The organism is Veillonella sp. oral taxon 780 str. F0422, assembly GCF_000221605.1.
Taxonomy (GTDB): Bacteria; Bacillota; Negativicutes; order Veillonellales; family Veillonellaceae; genus F0422.
In genome coordinates, this window is sequence record NZ_AFUJ01000074.1 from 1 (window position 1) to 18,336 (window position 18,336).

The window sequence follows — 18,336 nt, forward strand, 5'->3', positions numbered from 1 at the left end:
TAATGTATCTGCATGAGCTCGTACCAACTCTGTTAATTCTTTGTAAATACGAAGTACTTCTTGTTCTTCTGCCAAGGTAGCTTCTTGTAATTCATTATTTAAGTCTACCAATCGCATAGGCTCAATATATAAAGTGGCACCTGTAGCAGATCTATCATGAATAAGACCAGGAAATGCTCCTCGATATTCTTGTTTTACAGGAATGACGTAACGATTATTACGCATAGTAACGATAGCTTCTTGAAAGTATTTTTGATTATCCTTATCCTGTAATATTCGCTGTAAATCATTTTTAATAGCATTCTTTGTACGACTCATGGTCATTCGCAACTGTTGTAGTTTAGGTGTAGCGCCATCCAGTAACACACCATAGGCATCAAAAGTTCGTTCAAAGCGCTTGGTCAGCTTATCATGACTTGGCAAATCCTGTACCCACAAAGATAATAATGGGTAGAGCAGATACTTTTCTTTAAAAAAACGATGCATCCGATTATATGCCAAGATAGTGGTATGCAAGTCCCAAAGCTCTTCACGAGTCAAAATAATTTCTTTACGACTTTTCGTACAAGTTGTACGAATATCTTTCGTGCCACTGATGGGTTGCTCCACTTCTTGCTCTAAGGAGCGCATAGCTTCCACGGTTTCATCTAGGGCATCTTCAATTTTTTGACGGTTGTGCATAGGTTGCAAATTCAGTGCATATTCTTTAGCTATGGCAGAGGAACACACATCTGCCAGCTTTTGCCGTATATGTTGAAAGTCTAAGACTTGTTCACTATTCATTATGATTCCCCTAATATTCCTTTAAAAAAGTGTCCTCGTGTGATATGAGTAGCTCCTTCTTTGCTCGGTGCTTTCACAGTCCCCTCTAGTAATTGATGATACATACTCACCTCGTTAGCAATCCATTTAAGACTTCGTTGTCTTCCATCAATAACCAATCGTTGTAACCCAGAACGTCGTAAGTCATCTATATAGCTTTTCATATCTAACTCACGGCTATTCATAATATGGGTACGACAGAATGGATCTGTATAAATTGGAAATAGTTCACCCTTTCTATCTTGCAAAGCATAGTCTTGTTTCGTACACACCACAGGACAACCTCGTTTATAACCTGTACCGGCAAAACTGCTGATAGGACAATACTCAGAAATCATCAATTCTACACGGCCTTGCACAATAGCTCCAATAGGCATAATATTTTTACTTGCCATCGTATTCATTTGATGCAAGGTAGCCTCTAAGGACACATTGACAGTACTAAATCCTAAGTCATTAAGTATGCCTAAGGTGTGAGAGTTAAAGGTTTGCAATCCTGTATCACCTTCCACCACACCTGTATATCCCAGTTGATGTAATACCTCCAAAGCCCCCAAGAAATGCACTCGAATCCCATCTGGATTGGCTTGTACCATATGATTTACCATATCCCTAAAGGCTATACTTTCATTATCCTTAATCACCCTTGGGGTACTAAATATAATTTCTTTGTTAGCCTCACGGCACATTTGTACAGCTTCTTCATATACAGGATATGCTACTGGGATTCTTTGTAATGGATCGCCAAACACAATACGGTCTACTGGCGTCATAATTGCCTGCTGCAGACCTTCTAAGGAATCCACTAAGATTTCTAATTGTTTTGTATTAGATTCTAGGGTATGCACCTGTGTAAATCCTAACACCTGTCCTACTGTTTTTGTCATATCTCCTAATAATTCCATCCCTGTCGGCAAGTTCGCTTTACGTGCTTCCCATGATGCCACGTATTGTTCTATTAGCAATTCTTCCATAGCCTCCACAGCATGTCTACGAAGACTATTTAAGACACTGCTAGGCCACATGAAAGAACCTTCTGGAACCGTCACATGATCTAACTCAAATAGAGTATTCCCTAAACGACCTAATTGTTCCGTAATTTTCTCCACAGAAGTAGGTTTATGATTAGCCATTTGTAATACATATTCATCTGTGACTGTTACCGTTTGACCAGAAGCTAACATCATCGTCAATGACACAGTACTACCTTCTTCACCATGTAAGAACATATAGGATTTGTATTTACGGGTAAAATCTTTTAACCCCCGTTGTTTGGTATATCCACCTTGGCTGGCACGATAGACCTTGCCTGCACTAATGGTTTCCGTAAGTGGAATGCGATATATATTACGATCAAAAGTCATATCCGCCGTCACTGTAATGTAATGCACATCTCCCGTATGGGCGATGACTTTCAGTAAGTCACCTTCCGCCACAGCCTCCTTAGTGCGCAAGGATAACGTACGGCCTTTAACCTGTCCTTCTCCCAAGTATTTCCCTAAATGGTTAGGCGCACTGATGGTCATCATAGACTTGGAACCATTATTTTCTAAATAAGCCGTAGAGAACCCACGATTAAACCCTTCTTCTAAGCGAGTAAAATCTGCCTCTGTGGCTTGTCCAGATCTATCGATGATTGTCCGATACGTACCGATGACTTCATGCACATAGGATACCTTTTTCATGCGTCCTTCTACTTTGAATGAAGCTACGCCTGCTTCGATGAGCTCTTTCATATACGCACTATAGTTTAAGTCCTTAGGGCTCATGATATAGGTCTCTTTATCATGAGTAATTTGTTCACCATCTAAAGTAACCAATTGGTATGGCAAGCGACATGGTTGGGCACAAGACCCACGGTTGCCACTACGTCCACCAATGAAACTACTCATCAAACATTGTCCAGAGTAGGAGATACAAAGCGCTCCATGAATAAACACTTCAATTTCAGCCTTCGCATGTTCACAGATATGGCGAATTTCATCTAGGCTCAGCTCCCTAGATAGAACCACTCGTGTAAATCCTAAGCGTTCTAGAAATTGTACAGTCTCCAAATTAGTAGCCGTCATTTGTGTACTACCATGTAGCTCTAAGGAAGGCGCTACTTGACGCGCTATTCTTGCAACACCAAGATCTTGCACAATAATGCCGTCTACACCAATGCGTTCTAGTTCCCGTAGATGCTCTGCTAAGGCTTTACTTTCACGGTCACCTACCAAGATATTCACCGTTACATAGATACCCACCTGTAATATATGAGCTAATCGCAAAGCCTCTCGCAACTCATCATAGTCAAAATTTCCCGCATGAGATCGCGCATTAAAGACCTTACCGCCTAAATAAATGGCATCAGCCCCTGCTTCAAGGGCGGCCATAAAGTTTTCCATTGTCCCTGCTGGGGCTAATAATTCCATCACAACTCCTTATAATAAATCGGTCATCCCATAAGAGAGATGACCGATTGTTACATCCCGTAGGATTTACGTATTATCGTAAAGTGCAACCTTTGTCTGCTAATTTTGCTAACATCGCTTGGATTCTATCTTCAATATCAGCATCTACTAATGTACCTTCATGAGAACGGAACGACAAGGTATACGCTAAGCTACGATATCCTTCTTGGATATGTTCCCCTTCGTATACGTCAAAGATACGAACACTCTCAAGATATTCGCCGCCTTCTTGTTTCATCACTTCTAACACATCAATAGCTTGCACATCTTTTGGTGCTACAATCGCTAAGTCACGACTAGTACCAGGGAATTTAGAAATTGCTGTGAAAGAAATTCCTTTGCGGTTCACTTGTAACAATGCTTCTAAATCCATTTCAAATAAATATGCTTTACCACTAATGTCATAATGACTTGCTACTTGTGGATGTAATTCACCAAAGCGTACTATTTCAACACCCTCTACGGAGATACTAGCACTTACACCTGGATGTAAATAATACTCTTTACTTCTACTAATTGCATAATTTTCAATACCAAGATTAGCGAGTACAGATTCAATGATACCTTTTAGATCATAGAAGTCTACATTTCTAGCCGGTACATTCCATTCTTGGCGATCCCATTTGCCTAGGATAACCCCTGCTGCCATCATGCGTTCGTTTGGTAATTCTGTAAGCGGCAATGCCTTAGGTTCGTACACAGCAGCCACTTCAAAAACGGCTAAATCTAAATTCTTTTGAGCTACATTGCGTTTTGCTGTTTCTAAGACGCTAGGTACTAAAGTAGTACGCATCACAGGAAACTCTTCGGAAATTGGGTTTAGAATAGGAATCGCTTGATGTCTGCTATCTGTTTCAGGAATTAACAAATCTTGCAAACTATCTTTATGCATGAAACTAAAAGTAATAATTTCATCTAAACCAGCTTCAGCCAACGCATGTTTTACATCATGTACTAACGCATGCATAGGAGATACTGTTCCCGTTTGGATTCGTGCCAATGGCGTAGTAGGTGCAATATTATCATAGTTGTGAATGCGTGCTACTTCTTCTGCAATATCTGGCATGCCTGTTACATCATCACGCCAAGATGGAATAGTAGCCACTAATGCCTCACCATCAACTTTCACGTCGAAGGATAAAGTTGTTAGGATAGTAATCATCTCTTTTTCTGTAATATTAGTACCTAAATACGAATTCACAGCTTCACTCGTGAAAGACACTGTACGCACTTCTTTTGGCGCTGCATATACATCAATCACACCTTTTGCTACTACAGCACCTGGTGTAATATCCAATAACAATTGCGCTGCCCGATCTAAAGCTAGTGGTGTCACTTCGCTATTCACACCACGTTCAAAACGACCAGATGCTTCAGAGCGTAAGCCTAATGCACGAGAAGTACGGCGAATGGATGCTCCATTAAATACAGCAGCTTCCAATACAACCGTTGTTGTTTCATTGGACACTTCACTATCAGCACCACCCATCACACCAGCTACCCCTACAGGACGGTCAGTATCAGCAATAACTAGCATCGTGTTTGCTAATGTACGATCATTGCTATCCAAGGTTTGAATCACTTCTCCCTCTGTAGCTTTACGAGCCACTAAACTATGTCCATGAAGATGATCATAGTCGTAAGCATGCATTGGTTGACCTAATTCTAGCATCACATAATTTGTTACGTCCACCACATTATTGATAGGACGAATACCGCAATTACGCAAACGATTTTGTAACCATAATGGAGATTTTTGAACTTTTACATTTTCAATCAAACGTCCCATGAAACGAGAGCATAACTCTGTATCAGCAATAGAAATATTCAAACGACCTTCAATGGATGGTCCCTCTTCTTGCACTGTTACCTTTGGGAATGTAGCTTCTGTTTTATCTAATACAGCAAATTCACGACTTAAACCAACCATGGAGAAACAATCCGCACGGTTTGGCGTCAACTCAAATTCATAGACTACATCATTAAGACCTAATACTTCTTTTACATCTTGTCCAATAGCAGTACCTTCAGGGAAGATATAAATACCAGTGGCTTCTTCTGGTAACACTACATCTGTAGATAAGCCAAATTCTGCTACAGAACAGAACATGCCTTCTGATGTTTGTCCACGAAGTTTACCTTTTTTAATTTCTGTACCATCTGCTAAACGAGATTTATGGTACGCTACAGGAACGATTTGTCCCACTGCCACATTAGTAGCTGCTGTTACGATTTGTTTCGTAACCGGCTCACCTTCTTCTGTTAAGCATTCTACTTGGCATACTTGTAATTTATCTGCATCAGGATGTTTTGTAATTTCTACAATTTTTCCGGTATAGATTTTTTTAATACCTGTATCACAGTTGATCACTTCTTCTACTGGAATCCCAGCTTGTGTTAAGGCATCTGCAAATTCTTGAGGATTCTCGCCAAGATTCACAGATACATAGTCTTTCATCCATTGTAAACTAGCTTTCACGGTAACCTCCTAGAATTGCGTTAAGAAACGTTTATCATTTTCATAGAATAAACGTAAATCATTAATACCATATTTCAACATTGCAATACGTTCTACGCCCATACCGAAGGCAAATCCTTGTACTTCATTTGGATCATAACCATTTAATTTCAATACATTAGGATGGACCATACCGCAACCAAGAATTTCTAACCACCCTGTATGAGAGCATACACGGCATCCTTCACCGTGGCACATGCAACAAGAAATATCTACTTCTGCACTTGGTTCTGTGAAAGGGAAGAAACTTGTACGGAAACGTACAGCTGTATCTTCACCAAACATGTGTTTCAAGAACAACTCCAATGTTCCTTTCAAGTCAGAGAAGGTAATCTTCTTATCGATAACAAGACCTTCCACTTGATGGAATACTGGAGAATGTGTGGCATCATAGTCCCAACGATATACTTTTCCCGGTGCGATCATACGGATAGGTGCATTTTTTTCGCTACCTTGCAATGTTCTCGCTTGCACTGGAGATGTATGGGTACGAAGTAATACGGAATCAGTAATATAGAAAGAATCTTGCATATCACGAGCTGGATGATCTGCAGCTAAATTCAAGCATTCAAAGTTAAAATAGTCTGACTCAATTTCAGGACCTTCTTCTACAGCATAGCCCATAGACACAAAAAACTGTTCAATTTCTTCGTTGATTTTTGTTAATGGATGTAAATGGCCTTTACGAACAGGACGACCTGGTAATGTAATATCAATAGTTTCTTGTTCTAATTTAGCTGCCAATACAGCAGATTCCATTTGTTGTTGTACTTCATCTAAGGCTTCTTCCAACGCTACACGCACTGTATTTACCAAGGCCCCCATAGCAGGACGCTCTTCTGGAGATAGTTTGCCCAATCCTTTTAATAAGGAGGTAACTTCTCCCTTTTTACCTAAATAGGTAACACGAATATCTTGTAATTCCTGCAAGTTCGCAGCCCCTTGAATTTGGGCGATTGCTTTCTCTTGCAATGCTTGCAATTGTTCTTTCATTGATTCCTATCCTCCAACTATTCTTCATCTAACAACGACCATGGCAATTCTGGTAATACCAAATCGTCAAGAACCATAAACGTTCCACTTCCCATATAGACAAGTTCTCCCATATCATTATACAAACGACAGGATGTAACCATTGTACTTTGACCTTTGTGTTCCACATTGGATACACCGCGGATTCTTGCATTTTTCGGCAGTGATTTCACAAAATTACCATTAATTTGTGCCGTTGTCACTTGCTTTCCTAGTGTAATACAAGCCAATCCCATAAGATAATCTGATAAACTCAAATGTACCCCACCATACACATCGCCTCGCGGATTACTGTGCAATTGTTCTTCACTGTGAAAGTCTAGTTCCACATGTCCTGGTGACATATTCTTAAGTGTTACGTGATGTAACACCTCAAAAGGATGTGAACTTGTATGCTCTTGAAAGTATTCTAATAATGTTCTATGTTCCATATAGCTAACCTTTCTAAGCTTATCTTTTTATTATAGAGGAAAGTCTACCTCATTATCAATAGATAGCTTAGAAATCCTTGATTAAATCTAATAATCCTTGTTCATCCATCACAGGGATACCCAATTGTTCTGCTTTCGTTAGTTTACTACCTGCATCATCACCGGCAATGACCAAAGTAGTTTTTTTACTGACAGAACCTGTTACCTTCGCTCCATGAGCTTCTAGGATTGCCCCTGCTTCAGAACGTCCCATGGAAGTAAGCTTACCAGTCAATACAATGATCTGTCCTTCCAGTTCATTGCCCGCGGCTTCTTGCACTTCTTCTTCTAACCGTACTCCCGCATGACGTAACCCTTCAATCAATTGGCGATTTCGTTCATTTCCAAAATATTCTACCAAACTTTTCGCCATGGTAGGTCCTATTTCATCAATATTAGTCAACTCATCTATGGTGGCATTCATTAAGCTATCAATGGAAGTAAAGTATTTCGCAATGGTTTGCCCTGCTTTAGCACCAATTAAACGTATACCCAGTCCAAATAACACTCGACCTAAGCCGCGTTGTTTAGAATCGTCAATCGCTTTTAGTAAATTTTGCGCCGACTTTTTGCCCATTCGCTCTAAGGATGTAATATCCTCTTCCTTCAAATGATACAAGTCCACTACCGTTTCAATACGATGATTTGTCACTAGCGCTTCTACAATACTAGGACCTAATCCATCAATGTTCATGGCATCACGGGATGCAAAGTGAATGATACCTTCCTTCTCTACCGCTGGGCAATGTTCATTACTACAATAAATAGCCACTTCTCCTTCACGGCGCACCGTAGGAGATTCACACACCGGGCAAGCATTGGGCATTTCATAAGGCACAGAATCCGATTTTCGTTTATCTACCACCACAGAAATTACCTCTGGAATGATTTCTGCAGCTTTATGAATACGTACCGTATCACCAATACGAATATCTTTTTCTTTAATAAAGTCTTCATTGTGTAAAGTTGCCCGTGATACATTCGTTCCGGACACAAACACAGATTCTAATTCTGCAGTCGGCGTCAACACCCCTGTACGCCCTACATTGATTGTAATATCTTTGACGATGGTCTCCACTTCTTCTGGTGGATACTTGAAGGCCGTCGCCCATTTGGGATCCTTCGCTGTGGTCCCCAATGTCTCTTGGTCTTCAAAGTCATTTACTTTTATCACCATACCATCTGTATCATAAGGCAAATTGTGACGTTCGACATCCCAGTAATGAATATGCTCCACAACCTCTGCTATGGATTGACACACTTTATAGTGAGGATTGACATGAAATTTAAAAGCTTCGAGTTGCTCTAATAATTCCTGTTGTGTATGTATGTTAGATCCTTCTGATGAACCAATCGCATAGGCAAAAAAGTCTAAATTTCGACTCGCCGTAATGGCTGGATCTTGTTGGCGCAACGATCCTGCTGCCGCATTACGAGGATTTACAAACGTTTGCAAACCTGCTTCTTCTCGTTCTTCATTGATTCGTTTGAACTCCTTATGCGGCATATAGGCTTCTCCACGAATTTCAATGAAAGGAGGCGCATTATCAATGATTAGTGGAATAGACTGAATGGTTTTTACATTCGCTGTTACATCTTCCCCTACACGACCGTCACCACGTGTGACCGCACGTACAAAGAGACCATTTTCATAATGTAAGTTAACCGCTAAGCCATCAATCTTCAATTCCACTACATATTGCGGCGCATGGCCCAACTCTTTTTCACAGCGCACCCCAAATTGTTCTACTTCAGCATCATCAAACACATTGCTCAAGCTGAGCATTCGTTGTCCATGTACTACTTTTTCAAAGCTTCCTTCCACCTTGGCTCCCACACGTTGTGTAGGAGAGGTCGGCACAATATACTCTGGATGTGCTGTTTCTAACTCTACTAATTTTCGATATAATACATCATAGTCATAGTCAGAAATAATGGGAGCATCTTTCACATAATATAAATACGCATGATGGGCTAATTCTTTTTGTAATTGTTGAATGTCTTCTTGAATACTCATTGTATGATTTCCTTATTTTTTTCGTATAGGAGCGAACTTAGCCATAATTTGTCGCAATCCCTGTGTAGGGAACTCAATTTTTAATTTTACATTGGCCCCTTCACCAACTACATCCACTACAGTTCCTTCACCCCATTTAGCATGGATAGCAGTATCTCCCACAGTCCAATCTACTACTTGTGGATTTCGAATCATAGGTTTTGTAACAGGTCGATTCGCTACAGATTGATGAAATGGTACATTTCGTTGTAATTCTTCCTTCACAGTTCGTTTTGGCCGTACTTCTTCCATGAGTTCGCTAGGAATTTCCTTCAAAAAACGAGATGGTAAATACCCTGTAGTTTTACCAAATACAGTTCGTGTAGTGGCATTAGATACATATAACTCTTCTTCGGCTCTCGTAATCCCTACGTAGGCAATACGGCGTTCTTCTTCTACTTCCTCAGGGTTCATCAAGGTACGACTATGCGGAAATAATCCTTCTTCCAAACCAGCTAAGAATACCACAGGGAACTCTAGTCCCTTTGCAGCATGCAAAGTCATTAACGTCACTTTGGATTCTTCTTGTTCAAAGGAATCTACATCATTCACCAATGCTACTTGCTCAAGAAAGTCTTGTAAAGTACCTTCTGGATTTGTATCCATAAACTCTTTGGCTACCGACACCAACTCACCAATATTTTCTAACCGAGCTTGGTCTTGTGGGTCTGTACTATTCTCTAGTTCCACTACATATCCAGTCCGATCTAGTACGGCCTCAATAATACCTTGTACGGAAAGCTCTGTAGCCTCATTGACTAAGGTAAAAATTAAACCCATAAATTCTTCTAACTTTTCTTTCGTTTTACCTTTTATAGTAGAAATTTGGTCTAATTGACTCAATGTCATAAATAGTGAATTATTCGTTTCTCTTGCAAAATCCTGTAATTTACCGACTGTAGTTAATCCAATACTACGTTTTGGCACATTAATAATACGTTGTAAGCAGATATCATCAAATGGATTGATTAAAATACGCAAGTACGCCAAAATATCTTTGATTTCTTTACGATCGTAGAACTTAGTCCCCCCCACCATAGTGTAAGGAATACCGCGTTTGATCATAGATTCCTCAAGTACACGCGATTGGGCATTCGTGCGATATAAAATAGCCATCTCTCCATAACTACGATTGTGAATTTCCTTTTGTTTTTTGATGGTATCTCCTATGAAAGCTCCTTCTTCTTGTTCGGATTGAGCTTCAAAATGATGAATTTTGGCACCTTCTCCTTTATCTGTCCACAACACTTTTTCAGGGCGCCCCTCATTGTAATCAATGACCGCATTAGCCGCCTCTAAAATTGTTTTCGTAGACCGGTAGTTTTGCTCTAATTTAATAAGCTTTGCCTTAGGATAATCTTTTTCAAAGTCCAAGATATTTTGAATATCAGCACCACGCCATGCATAGATACTTTGATCCACATCACCTACCACGCATAAATTATTCCATTTAGAAGCTAATAAAGATGCTAATGTATACTGTGCATGGTTTGTATCTTGATACTCATCGATCATAATATAACGGAAACGATGACTGTACTTTTCTAGTACGGCTGGATTTTCTTGTAATAATTTAACAGCTACTAGCAATAAATCATCAAAATCTAAAGCATTATTTTTTCGCAATTCGGCTTCATAATAATCGTACACCTTAGACACTTGTTGTGAATAAAAGTCACGAGCTTCACTGCGGAAATCCTTAGCTAATTTCATTCTATTTTTTGCATCGCTAATCTGTGATTGCATAGCCCCTACAGGGTAATATTTATCATCTAAATTTAGTGCTTTAATTGCTTGTTTAATAACTGCTTGAGAATCACTAGAATCGTAGATGGAAAAGTTTTTACTATATCCCATGAAGGAATCTAGTTCAAAGCGCAAAAATTTAGCACAAAAAGAATGGAATGTACTAAGCCAAATACGGTGTGCTGTATCCCCTACTAAGGTTTCCACACGTTCTTTCATTTCTTTTGCTGCTTTATTGGTAAATGTGATGGCTAAAATTTCATAGGGGCTTACCCCTTGTGTCAACAAATAGGCGATACGATATGTTAACACTCGTGTTTTACCTGATCCAGCACCAGCCAATATAAGAAGAGGCCCTTCAGTTGCGTATACTGCCTCTTGTTGCTCTTTATTTAAACCGTCAAATATCATAATACCTCTCTTGCATATAACAAGGGTGCGCTGTGTTTCACTACAACGCACCCCCTATTATAGATTAGCCTTTCATAGCACCCACAATTGGTGGTACTACTTGTTTTTTACGGGATAATGTATGTTCTAAATATACTTCATTGTCCACAGGTTGTGCATTAAATGCGGCTGCTACCACATCATTCGCATCTCCAACAAAGATTAAGTTTGTTGCTTCTGTTAAGATATTTGTAATCATCAAGTAAGAAGCGCTGTAATTATTGGTACTACGCAATGTTTCCATAGCTTTTAACAAGCATGCTTTACGGCCCAAAATATCTGTAGTATCCATTACTTGGATTTGGCCAATACTGATGATTTTGCCATTTGCTTCAAATTCTTTTAAATCTGTACGCACGATTTTTTCATCGGAATAATCAGATACATCAGAACCGGCTTTCAATAATTCCATACCATATTCTTCTAAGTTAACACCAGCAATAGTTGCTAATTTTTTAGCCGTTTCTTTATCTTTTTCAGTGCAAGTAGGAGAACGGAATAATACTGTGTCAGAAATAATGGCAGATAGCATTAAGCCAGCAATATTTTTAGGAATCTCTTGGCCATATTGCCAGTATAAATTAGCAAGAATTGTACAAGTACATCCTACTGTTTCATAATGAATGAAAATAGGATTGTCTGTTACCAACCCACCAATACGATGATGATCGATATTTTCGATTAATTCTGCTTCTTCGATATCGTCAATAATTTGTACTTTTTCATTGTGGTCCACAAGAACAACTTTTGTTTTTTGCTTTGGAGCTTCTACATTAGAACGAATGATACCTAAGTATGTACCATTGTCTACTACCGGATATCCACCGATGTGGGAATTAGCTTTGAAGTCACGTAATTTCGTTTCTTTGCTAATCACTTGGCAAGAAGTTTTTGTACAAATCTCACCAGCTGTTACATTTGCATTGCCACCCATAGCACCTTCTAAAGCATCAATTAAGCGTTGCGCTGTAATCGTGCCTACATAAATAGTACCATTTTCTACCACTGGAATGCGATTCATTTCATATTGTTTACGCCATGCTAATACTTCTTGCAAAGAAGCTTTTGCATCTACAGCTGGAATTGTTTCTAGTACATCTTCAACTGTTACAGCAAAAGAAGTTACGATTTCTGGATGTTCAAAACCAAAATACTTTAACGCAAAAGATGTTTCTTTATTTGCTTGACCAGCACAAATTGGTTGTGCTCCGAAGCCCATTTGATTTTTTAAATTTGCATAGGAAATTGCAGAACAAATAGAATCTGTATCTGGACTCTTATGTCCTGTTACTAAAATTGTATCTCTTAACATAATGTCACCTCTTATAATCATCACTTGAGTTATTTATTAATGTTTCTTTATTATACCATAATTAGGCATAAAATGCATACAAAAAAGACCTCGTAAACAACAGTTTACAAGGCCTTCTCATTCGTTTCTATTACGCATTTTTAGAAACTACTTGTTCTCCTTTGTAAGAACCACATGTTGGGCAAACGCGATGCGGCATCATTGGTTCGTGACATTGTGGACAAGCTACATAACCAGGTACTTCTAATTTCCAGTTAGCACGACGACGATCTCGACGGCATTTGGAAAGTCTACGCTTTGGTACTGCCATTATCTGCACCTCCTTAACATAATCACTAGGTATTAATCATCATTTTCTTCCTTCAGCAATGTTCTTAGCACTGCTAATCGAGGATCTACCACAAAGGATTCACAAGAGCATGGTGAAACATTTTGATTAGCTCCACACTGAACACACAATCCTTTGCAATCATCCTGACATAACACTTGAGAGGGCTCATTGATGATTAATGTTTCCCGAATGGTCTCCGTTAGATCGATTTCTTCCCCATCGAAAGAAATCACATCACCGTCTCCACTGTTGGAATGTGTAACACCAAAAGTCTCTTCAAATGGAACAGTATGGGTATAATTAGTATCGGTTAAGCATCTTGAGCACTCATATTGTCCATTTGTTGTTATGGTACCATTCACCACATAATGTTGACCATCATAACGAAGCTCACCACTAATGGTTATATCATGACGGCTCCAAGGAAAAGCAGATACGTCACCAAGATCATCACCTGATGTCGTACATAGAAAAGGGACTACTCGTCCAATCTGTTCTTTTGCTTGCTCTACTTGCAGTTTCATAATTTTACCTCGACTATACTATTATAGCTACCTATACTATCTTTGTCAAATACTAGCCCTATATGTTGTTGAGTATTCAGAAAACTCATACAAGACTTAGCAATTAACTCTCATGTGAAAAAGAGCTCTCCTATAGGAGAGCCCTTATGTATGTGGATTAATTTATCGAAAAATTAATTACATTTCTTCGAATTGGTCTTTACCAACCCCACAAACTGGGCAAAGGTAATCAGCTGGTTGATCTTCGAATTTAACGCCTTCAACAGCTTCGTCATAAACCCAACCGCATACTACGCAAACGTATTTTTTATCCATTGTGTGCACCACCTTTCGTACTATAAGATTTGTCTCAGATACTTTATCTATAATCAGTATACCACTACAATCGAAAACTTTCAATATATTCTCAATCATTTTCTATATTATTTTTAGATACCTATTTGCAAACTACGCATAATAGGGACATATTACATCATGATATCTACATTTAGTAAATCTATATCTATTACCATCGACGGCTCGCACCGCCACCACCGGAAGATCCACCGCCGAATCCACCAAAACCTCCACCGCCTGAACGGCCAGAGCCACCACCTCGACTAGAAGCTAATACCCATAATAAAGATTGTGTAATAGCGCCACCAAATACAGTGAAGTCCAAAATGAGTAACAAGAGAATACCTCCACCTATAAGCAACATTTGAAAAGGCGTTAATTCCTCTACATTTTGTGTTTCATAGGTACGACTTCCGTCAATGGTGATACCGTACTCTTTAGCCGCTTCACCTACTAAGGTCGCATAGGTATTTACTACTCCTTTACCTATTTGACCTTGTTTAAAATACGGTATGGCATAGTCATCTAAAATTTGTCCCGCTTTGGCATCATTGATTGCACCTTCTAAACCATAGCCAACTTCAATACGCATTTGTTTATCTTTAAGGGCTATCAAGAAAAGAATACCATTATTTTTATCCTTTTCACCGATGCCCCAAGAACGAAACACCTTGTTTGCATACTCTGTTACATCCTCACCATCTAAAGTAGGGATGATCAGAACCGCGATTTGAGCCTTTGTCTTTTGCTGTAACTCAAACCCCATACGATTCATCTTCTGAACATCTTCTTTAGTCAAGGTCCGTGTTTGATCCAAAATATACCCATTTTTTGGTGGACTCGGTACATCTAAGGCAAAAGCAGATAGGTTACCCCAAAATAAAACTATTGTTACAAATAAAGCACTGAGAATAGTAGTCCATGTATATTTTTTTCTCATCCTACCTCCTCATGAAAGATACCCTTTTATATCGCACTATAGCTCAATTCCTTCCAACGATACATAGTCATTGTAAGTACATATGTTAAAAGGATTAAAATTGCACTTTCGGCGCACTTTGTGCCCCTTGATCTGCTTCAAAATATGGTTTCACCTGAAATCCCATAGGACTAGCGATGATGGATGTAGGTAAGGTACGAATCTTCATATTATAGGCTTGTACACTGCCATTATAATCCTTACGTGCTACTGCAATACGATTTTCTGTACCTGCTAATTCATCTTGTAAAGCTCTGAAATTAGCATCTGCTTTTAAGTTCGGATAGTTTTCTACTACCACTAACAAACGACTTAGGGCACTACTTAATTCTTGGTTCGCTTTCGCCGTTTCTTCTACTGTTTTGGCACCACCTAATTTTGCCCGTGCATCTGCTACTGCTTGAATTGTTTCTTTCTCATGGGTCGCATAACCTTTTACAGTATTCACTAAATTCGGAATTAAATCAGATCGACGTTGCAACTGCGTTTGCACTTGTGCCCATTGCCCATTGACTTGTTCTTCCGTTTGTACTAATCCATTGTAGGAACTAAATATCCAAATCAGAAGTACACCTACAATACCTAAACCAATTAACCATGACTTTTTCATAAGTCCTCCTTTACACTATAATTCTTATATACCTAATTTGCCATAATATACATGAGCTTTATAGATAACTTTTTTAAGCCTAATAAACTCATATACAAGCATATCACTATTTTACATTCATTAAAATACACATATGTATTGGGATCATTTTAATATCATATATGCACCATGTGCCACATATCTCTTAGTGATGAGCTTAGTTATATTATACATTGTTTTTATCATCTTTTACAGCAACTATATTTTTTCATTCTATTAAGCTATAATGAAAGCATGTTGAAAGCTCCAGTGATTTAAATAAATGAATCACTATTCTATATAGGAGGAATTATGAAAACTAGTTTAACAGAATTATTAGGCATTCAATATCCTATTATTCAAGGTGCTATGGCTTGGACATCTGAGCACACCCTTGCGGCCGCAGTAGCCAATGCTGGTGCTACTGGTGTTATCGCTACAGGCGGTCGTGACACAGAATGGGTTCGCCAAGAAATCCGTCAATGCAAATCCTTAACTGACAAACCATTCGGTGTAAACTTAATGTTAATGGCACCTAACTTAGATGATATCTTAGCCGTTATCGTAGAAGAGAAACCTGCTTTCGTTACCTTAGGTGCGGGCAATCCTGTTCCTTTCATCGAACCATTACACGCAGCAGATATCAAAGTAATTCCCGTAGTTCCGAATGTAAAACTTGCTAAACGTGTTGCAGCTGCAGGGGCCGATGCCATCATCATCGAAGGTCAAGAAGCAGGCGGTCATATTGGTACACAAACAACGATGGCCTTACTAGAAAACGTTGTGCCAGAAGTTGATATCCCTGTGATTATCGCTGGCGGTATTGTAGATGGTCGTGGACTCGCTGCTGGTCTTACTATGGGTGCAGCTGGCGTTCAAATGGGCTCTCGTTTCATCTTAGCGGAAGAATGTAAAATGCATCAAAACTGTAAAGAAGCTATTATCAACGCTACAGATACTGACTCCACTGTAACAGGTCTTACTTTCAATCACGGAGTACGTGGTCTTAAAAGTGAGTTTACAGCTCGTTATTTAGAAGCTGAGTACAGTTGTGCCCCTAAAAGTGAATTGACAGCTATGGCAATCGGTACAAATAAAAAAGCTGCCGTTGATGGAGATACTGTAAACGGCGTTGTTCAAGTTGGTCAAGGTCTGAACCGCTTAACACAAGTAGAGCCTGCGAAAACCATCGTAGAATCCGTTGTAGCAGAAGCAAAAGAAGCCATCAAGAAGGCACAACAATTCATCTAATTAAATATATACTTTCTACTCACAATGTCCCCCTTGGTTTGTTTCTTAACCAAGGGGATTCAAGTAATAATACTACCGTATACATAGCAATATATAGGAGGTTACTATGCTACCATTTAAAGGAAAATATCCAAAATTAGATCCAAAAAGTCACGCTATGCCAGGTGCTGAGCTTGCTGGCGATGTAGAACTAAAAGAATATGCCTCTGTATGGCAAAATGTATCTGCTCGCGGAGATGTCAATAAAATTATAGTAGGCCGCTACTCCAATGTACAAGACAATTCTGTACTTCACGTAGACGATGACCACGCTTGTATCCTTGGTGACTTTGTAACCATTGGTCATAGTGCTATCATCCACGCCTCTACCCTAGAGGACCACGTATTAGTGGGTATGGGAGCTATCGTTCTTAGCCGTTGTCACATCGGCCGTGGCTCCATCATCGGTGCGGGCGCTCTCGTGCTAGAAGGTACAGAAATTCCACCCTACTCCCTAGTTGTAGGTAGCCCTGCTAAGGTCATTCGTACAGACGAAACAATGATTACAAAAATCCACAACCAAGCTGTGAAATACAAAACACTGTGGACTAAAGAATATGGATTTTTACCAGATGCTGATGGTGAAGTGTGGGATCCTAGCCAAACTATTGTATAAAATAATTCAATGAATTTTTATAAAAAGAGCTGTATAGTATTCCCTATACAGCTCTTTTAGTTCACTCTTTATCTCGTAATCGTGCATACCTATTGTCTTATAGTAGAAAATAAGTTGCTCGACGTATCCTTATCTTTTCTAAAAAATCTATTATAATTATTTGACTCTCATACATATTTAATGTGAATATCAGTCAATGTAAAGCGGATATTTGACATTACAGTTCAAATATCCGCTATTTTATAATATTAATTTAGCTAGCTCATATTATTCCATATACAACACTACATCTCCCTGTTGCAAGGACGCTTGTATATCAATAATTCGCTGGTTGCTACTTCCTCTAAATGCTAATGCTGGGTCTCGTAAATCATCCACGAATTTCCCATCCACTAAGATATGGCACCGCTCTATCAATTGTCGTTTATTAGGGCAAGCCAATATTTCTTCATAGGTATATCCAGAATAGACCCAAATTAACTTTTGAGGCACTACTGCCAATACTCTATCAACAAGAGGTAGTAATCCATCTACATTTTGAAAGGGCTCTCCCCCTAGTAAGGTCAATCCACTGCATGCAGGCGCACTGACATAGGAAAGTAATCTCTCTGTATCTGATTCGGTCCACTCTTGGCCAGCAGAAAAGTCTTGATACTCTTCGTTAAAGCAATTATAACAACCATGAGTGCAGCCAGTAACGAATAAGGATGTACGAATACCTTCACCATTAGCAATATCATATTGTCTAAGCTGTCCATAGCGCATTGTACATC

Annotated in this window: 15 protein-coding genes and 1 pseudogene; 2 read left to right on the forward strand and 14 right to left on the reverse strand. The window is 39.2% G+C overall.

All coding sequences use genetic code 11. The features are described from left to right. The 13 genes and pseudogenes from HMPREF9200_RS07775 to HMPREF9200_RS07835 all read right to left on the reverse strand — a co-directional run. Positions 1-783: pseudogene (locus HMPREF9200_RS07775) on the reverse strand (endonuclease MutS2); the annotation flags it as partial. Further along, positions 783-3,236: a DUF3656 domain-containing protein gene (locus HMPREF9200_RS07780; RefSeq protein ID WP_009354185.1), complete on the reverse strand. Its 2,454-nt coding sequence runs from the start codon at positions 3,234-3,236 to the stop codon at positions 783-785. The gene HMPREF9200_RS07780 and the pseudogene HMPREF9200_RS07775, both read right to left, overlap by 1 nt. 73 nt (positions 3,237-3,309) lie before the next feature. After that, on the reverse strand, positions 3,310-5,754 hold the full coding sequence (gene pheT, locus HMPREF9200_RS07785) for a phenylalanine--tRNA ligase subunit beta (protein ID WP_009354190.1): 2,445 nt from the start codon (positions 5,752-5,754) through the stop codon (positions 3,310-3,312). Positions 5,755-5,763: 9 nt separating this feature from the next. Further along, positions 5,764-6,786, reverse strand: a complete 1,023-nt coding sequence (pheS, locus tag HMPREF9200_RS07790; protein WP_009354203.1) for a phenylalanine--tRNA ligase subunit alpha — start codon at positions 6,784-6,786, stop codon at positions 5,764-5,766. A 17-nt stretch (positions 6,787-6,803) separates the two neighbouring features. Next, the gene (locus HMPREF9200_RS07795) at positions 6,804-7,256 is read right to left on the reverse strand and encodes a PaaI family thioesterase (protein WP_009354207.1); all 453 of its coding nucleotides are present in this window, start codon (positions 7,254-7,256) and stop codon (positions 6,804-6,806) included. Between the two features lie 67 nt (positions 7,257-7,323). After that, positions 7,324-9,312: an NAD-dependent DNA ligase LigA gene (ligA, locus tag HMPREF9200_RS07800; protein WP_009354198.1), complete on the reverse strand. Its 1,989-nt coding sequence runs from the start codon at positions 9,310-9,312 to the stop codon at positions 7,324-7,326. 12 nt (positions 9,313-9,324) lie between these two features. Next, the gene (pcrA, locus tag HMPREF9200_RS07805) at positions 9,325-11,508 is read right to left on the reverse strand and encodes a DNA helicase PcrA (protein WP_009354186.1); all 2,184 of its coding nucleotides are present in this window, start codon (positions 11,506-11,508) and stop codon (positions 9,325-9,327) included. Positions 11,509-11,572: 64 nt separating this feature from the next. Then, positions 11,573-12,859: a manganese-dependent inorganic pyrophosphatase gene (locus HMPREF9200_RS07810; protein WP_009354196.1), complete on the reverse strand. Its 1,287-nt coding sequence runs from the start codon at positions 12,857-12,859 to the stop codon at positions 11,573-11,575. Positions 12,860-12,989: 130 nt separating this feature from the next. Next, positions 12,990-13,169, reverse strand: coding sequence for a 50S ribosomal protein L32 (gene rpmF, locus HMPREF9200_RS07815; protein WP_009354192.1), 180 nt, complete (start codon positions 13,167-13,169; stop codon positions 12,990-12,992). A 32-nt stretch (positions 13,170-13,201) separates the two neighbouring features. Continuing rightward, positions 13,202-13,714: a DUF177 domain-containing protein gene (locus HMPREF9200_RS07820; RefSeq protein WP_009354204.1), complete on the reverse strand. Its 513-nt coding sequence runs from the start codon at positions 13,712-13,714 to the stop codon at positions 13,202-13,204. A gap of 177 nt (positions 13,715-13,891) precedes the next feature. Then, positions 13,892-14,029, reverse strand: coding sequence for a rubredoxin (locus HMPREF9200_RS07825; RefSeq protein WP_009354175.1), 138 nt, complete (start codon positions 14,027-14,029; stop codon positions 13,892-13,894). Between the two features lie 190 nt (positions 14,030-14,219). Beyond that, positions 14,220-14,990, reverse strand: coding sequence for a YgcG family protein (locus HMPREF9200_RS07830; protein ID WP_009354191.1), 771 nt, complete (start codon positions 14,988-14,990; stop codon positions 14,220-14,222). 94 nt (positions 14,991-15,084) lie between these two features. Further along, a complete protein-coding gene (locus HMPREF9200_RS07835; protein WP_009354181.1) occupies positions 15,085-15,639 on the reverse strand; it encodes a LemA family protein in 555 nt (184 codons plus the stop codon). 330 nt (positions 15,640-15,969) lie between these two features. On the opposite strand from HMPREF9200_RS07835, the gene HMPREF9200_RS07840 reads away from it, so the two are divergent. Further along, positions 15,970-16,908: a nitronate monooxygenase gene (locus HMPREF9200_RS07840; protein ID WP_009354199.1), complete on the forward strand. Its 939-nt coding sequence runs from the start codon at positions 15,970-15,972 to the stop codon at positions 16,906-16,908. Positions 16,909-17,014: 106 nt separating this feature from the next. After that, positions 17,015-17,563: a gamma carbonic anhydrase family protein gene (locus HMPREF9200_RS07845; RefSeq protein WP_009354177.1), complete on the forward strand. Its 549-nt coding sequence runs from the start codon at positions 17,015-17,017 to the stop codon at positions 17,561-17,563. A gap of 267 nt (positions 17,564-17,830) precedes the next feature. On the opposite strand, the gene nrdG is transcribed toward HMPREF9200_RS07845, so the two are convergent. Next, positions 17,831-18,328 (reverse strand): anaerobic ribonucleoside-triphosphate reductase activating protein, encoded by a 498-nt coding sequence (nrdG, locus tag HMPREF9200_RS07850; protein WP_009354193.1) that lies wholly within the window; start codon positions 18,326-18,328, stop codon positions 17,831-17,833. Positions 18,329-18,336: the final 8 nt, after the last annotated feature.

Bases quoted from the DNA above. Each gene is read 5' to 3' on its own strand.
- HMPREF9200_RS07780 (WP_009354185.1), bottom strand. From the start codon at position 3,236: ATGGAATTATTAGCCCCAGCAGGGACAATGGAAAACTTTATGGCCGCC.
- pheS (WP_009354203.1), bottom strand. From the start codon at position 6,786: ATGAAAGAACAATTGCAAGCATTGCAAGAGAAAGCAATCGCCCAAATT.
- HMPREF9200_RS07795 (WP_009354207.1), bottom strand. From the start codon at position 7,256: ATGGAACATAGAACATTATTAGAATACTTTCAAGAGCATACAAGTTCA.
- ligA (WP_009354198.1), bottom strand. From the start codon at position 9,312: ATGAGTATTCAAGAAGACATTCAACAATTACAAAAAGAATTAGCCCAT.
- pcrA (WP_009354186.1), bottom strand. From the start codon at position 11,508: ATGATATTTGACGGTTTAAATAAAGAGCAACAAGAGGCAGTATACGCA.
- HMPREF9200_RS07810 (WP_009354196.1), bottom strand. From the start codon at position 12,859: ATGTTAAGAGATACAATTTTAGTAACAGGACATAAGAGTCCAGATACA.
- rpmF (WP_009354192.1), bottom strand. From the start codon at position 13,169: ATGGCAGTACCAAAGCGTAGACTTTCCAAATGCCGTCGAGATCGTCGT.
- HMPREF9200_RS07820 (WP_009354204.1), bottom strand. From the start codon at position 13,714: ATGAAACTGCAAGTAGAGCAAGCAAAAGAACAGATTGGACGAGTAGTC.
- HMPREF9200_RS07825 (WP_009354175.1), bottom strand. From the start codon at position 14,029: ATGGATAAAAAATACGTTTGCGTAGTATGCGGTTGGGTTTATGACGAA.
- HMPREF9200_RS07830 (WP_009354191.1), bottom strand. From the start codon at position 14,990: ATGAGAAAAAAATATACATGGACTACTATTCTCAGTGCTTTATTTGTA.
- HMPREF9200_RS07835 (WP_009354181.1), bottom strand. From the start codon at position 15,639: ATGAAAAAGTCATGGTTAATTGGTTTAGGTATTGTAGGTGTACTTCTG.
- HMPREF9200_RS07840 (WP_009354199.1), top strand. From the start codon at position 15,970: ATGAAAACTAGTTTAACAGAATTATTAGGCATTCAATATCCTATTATT.
- HMPREF9200_RS07845 (WP_009354177.1), top strand. From the start codon at position 17,015: ATGCTACCATTTAAAGGAAAATATCCAAAATTAGATCCAAAAAGTCAC.
- nrdG (WP_009354193.1), bottom strand. From the start codon at position 18,328: ATGCGCTATGGACAGCTTAGACAATATGATATTGCTAATGGTGAAGGT.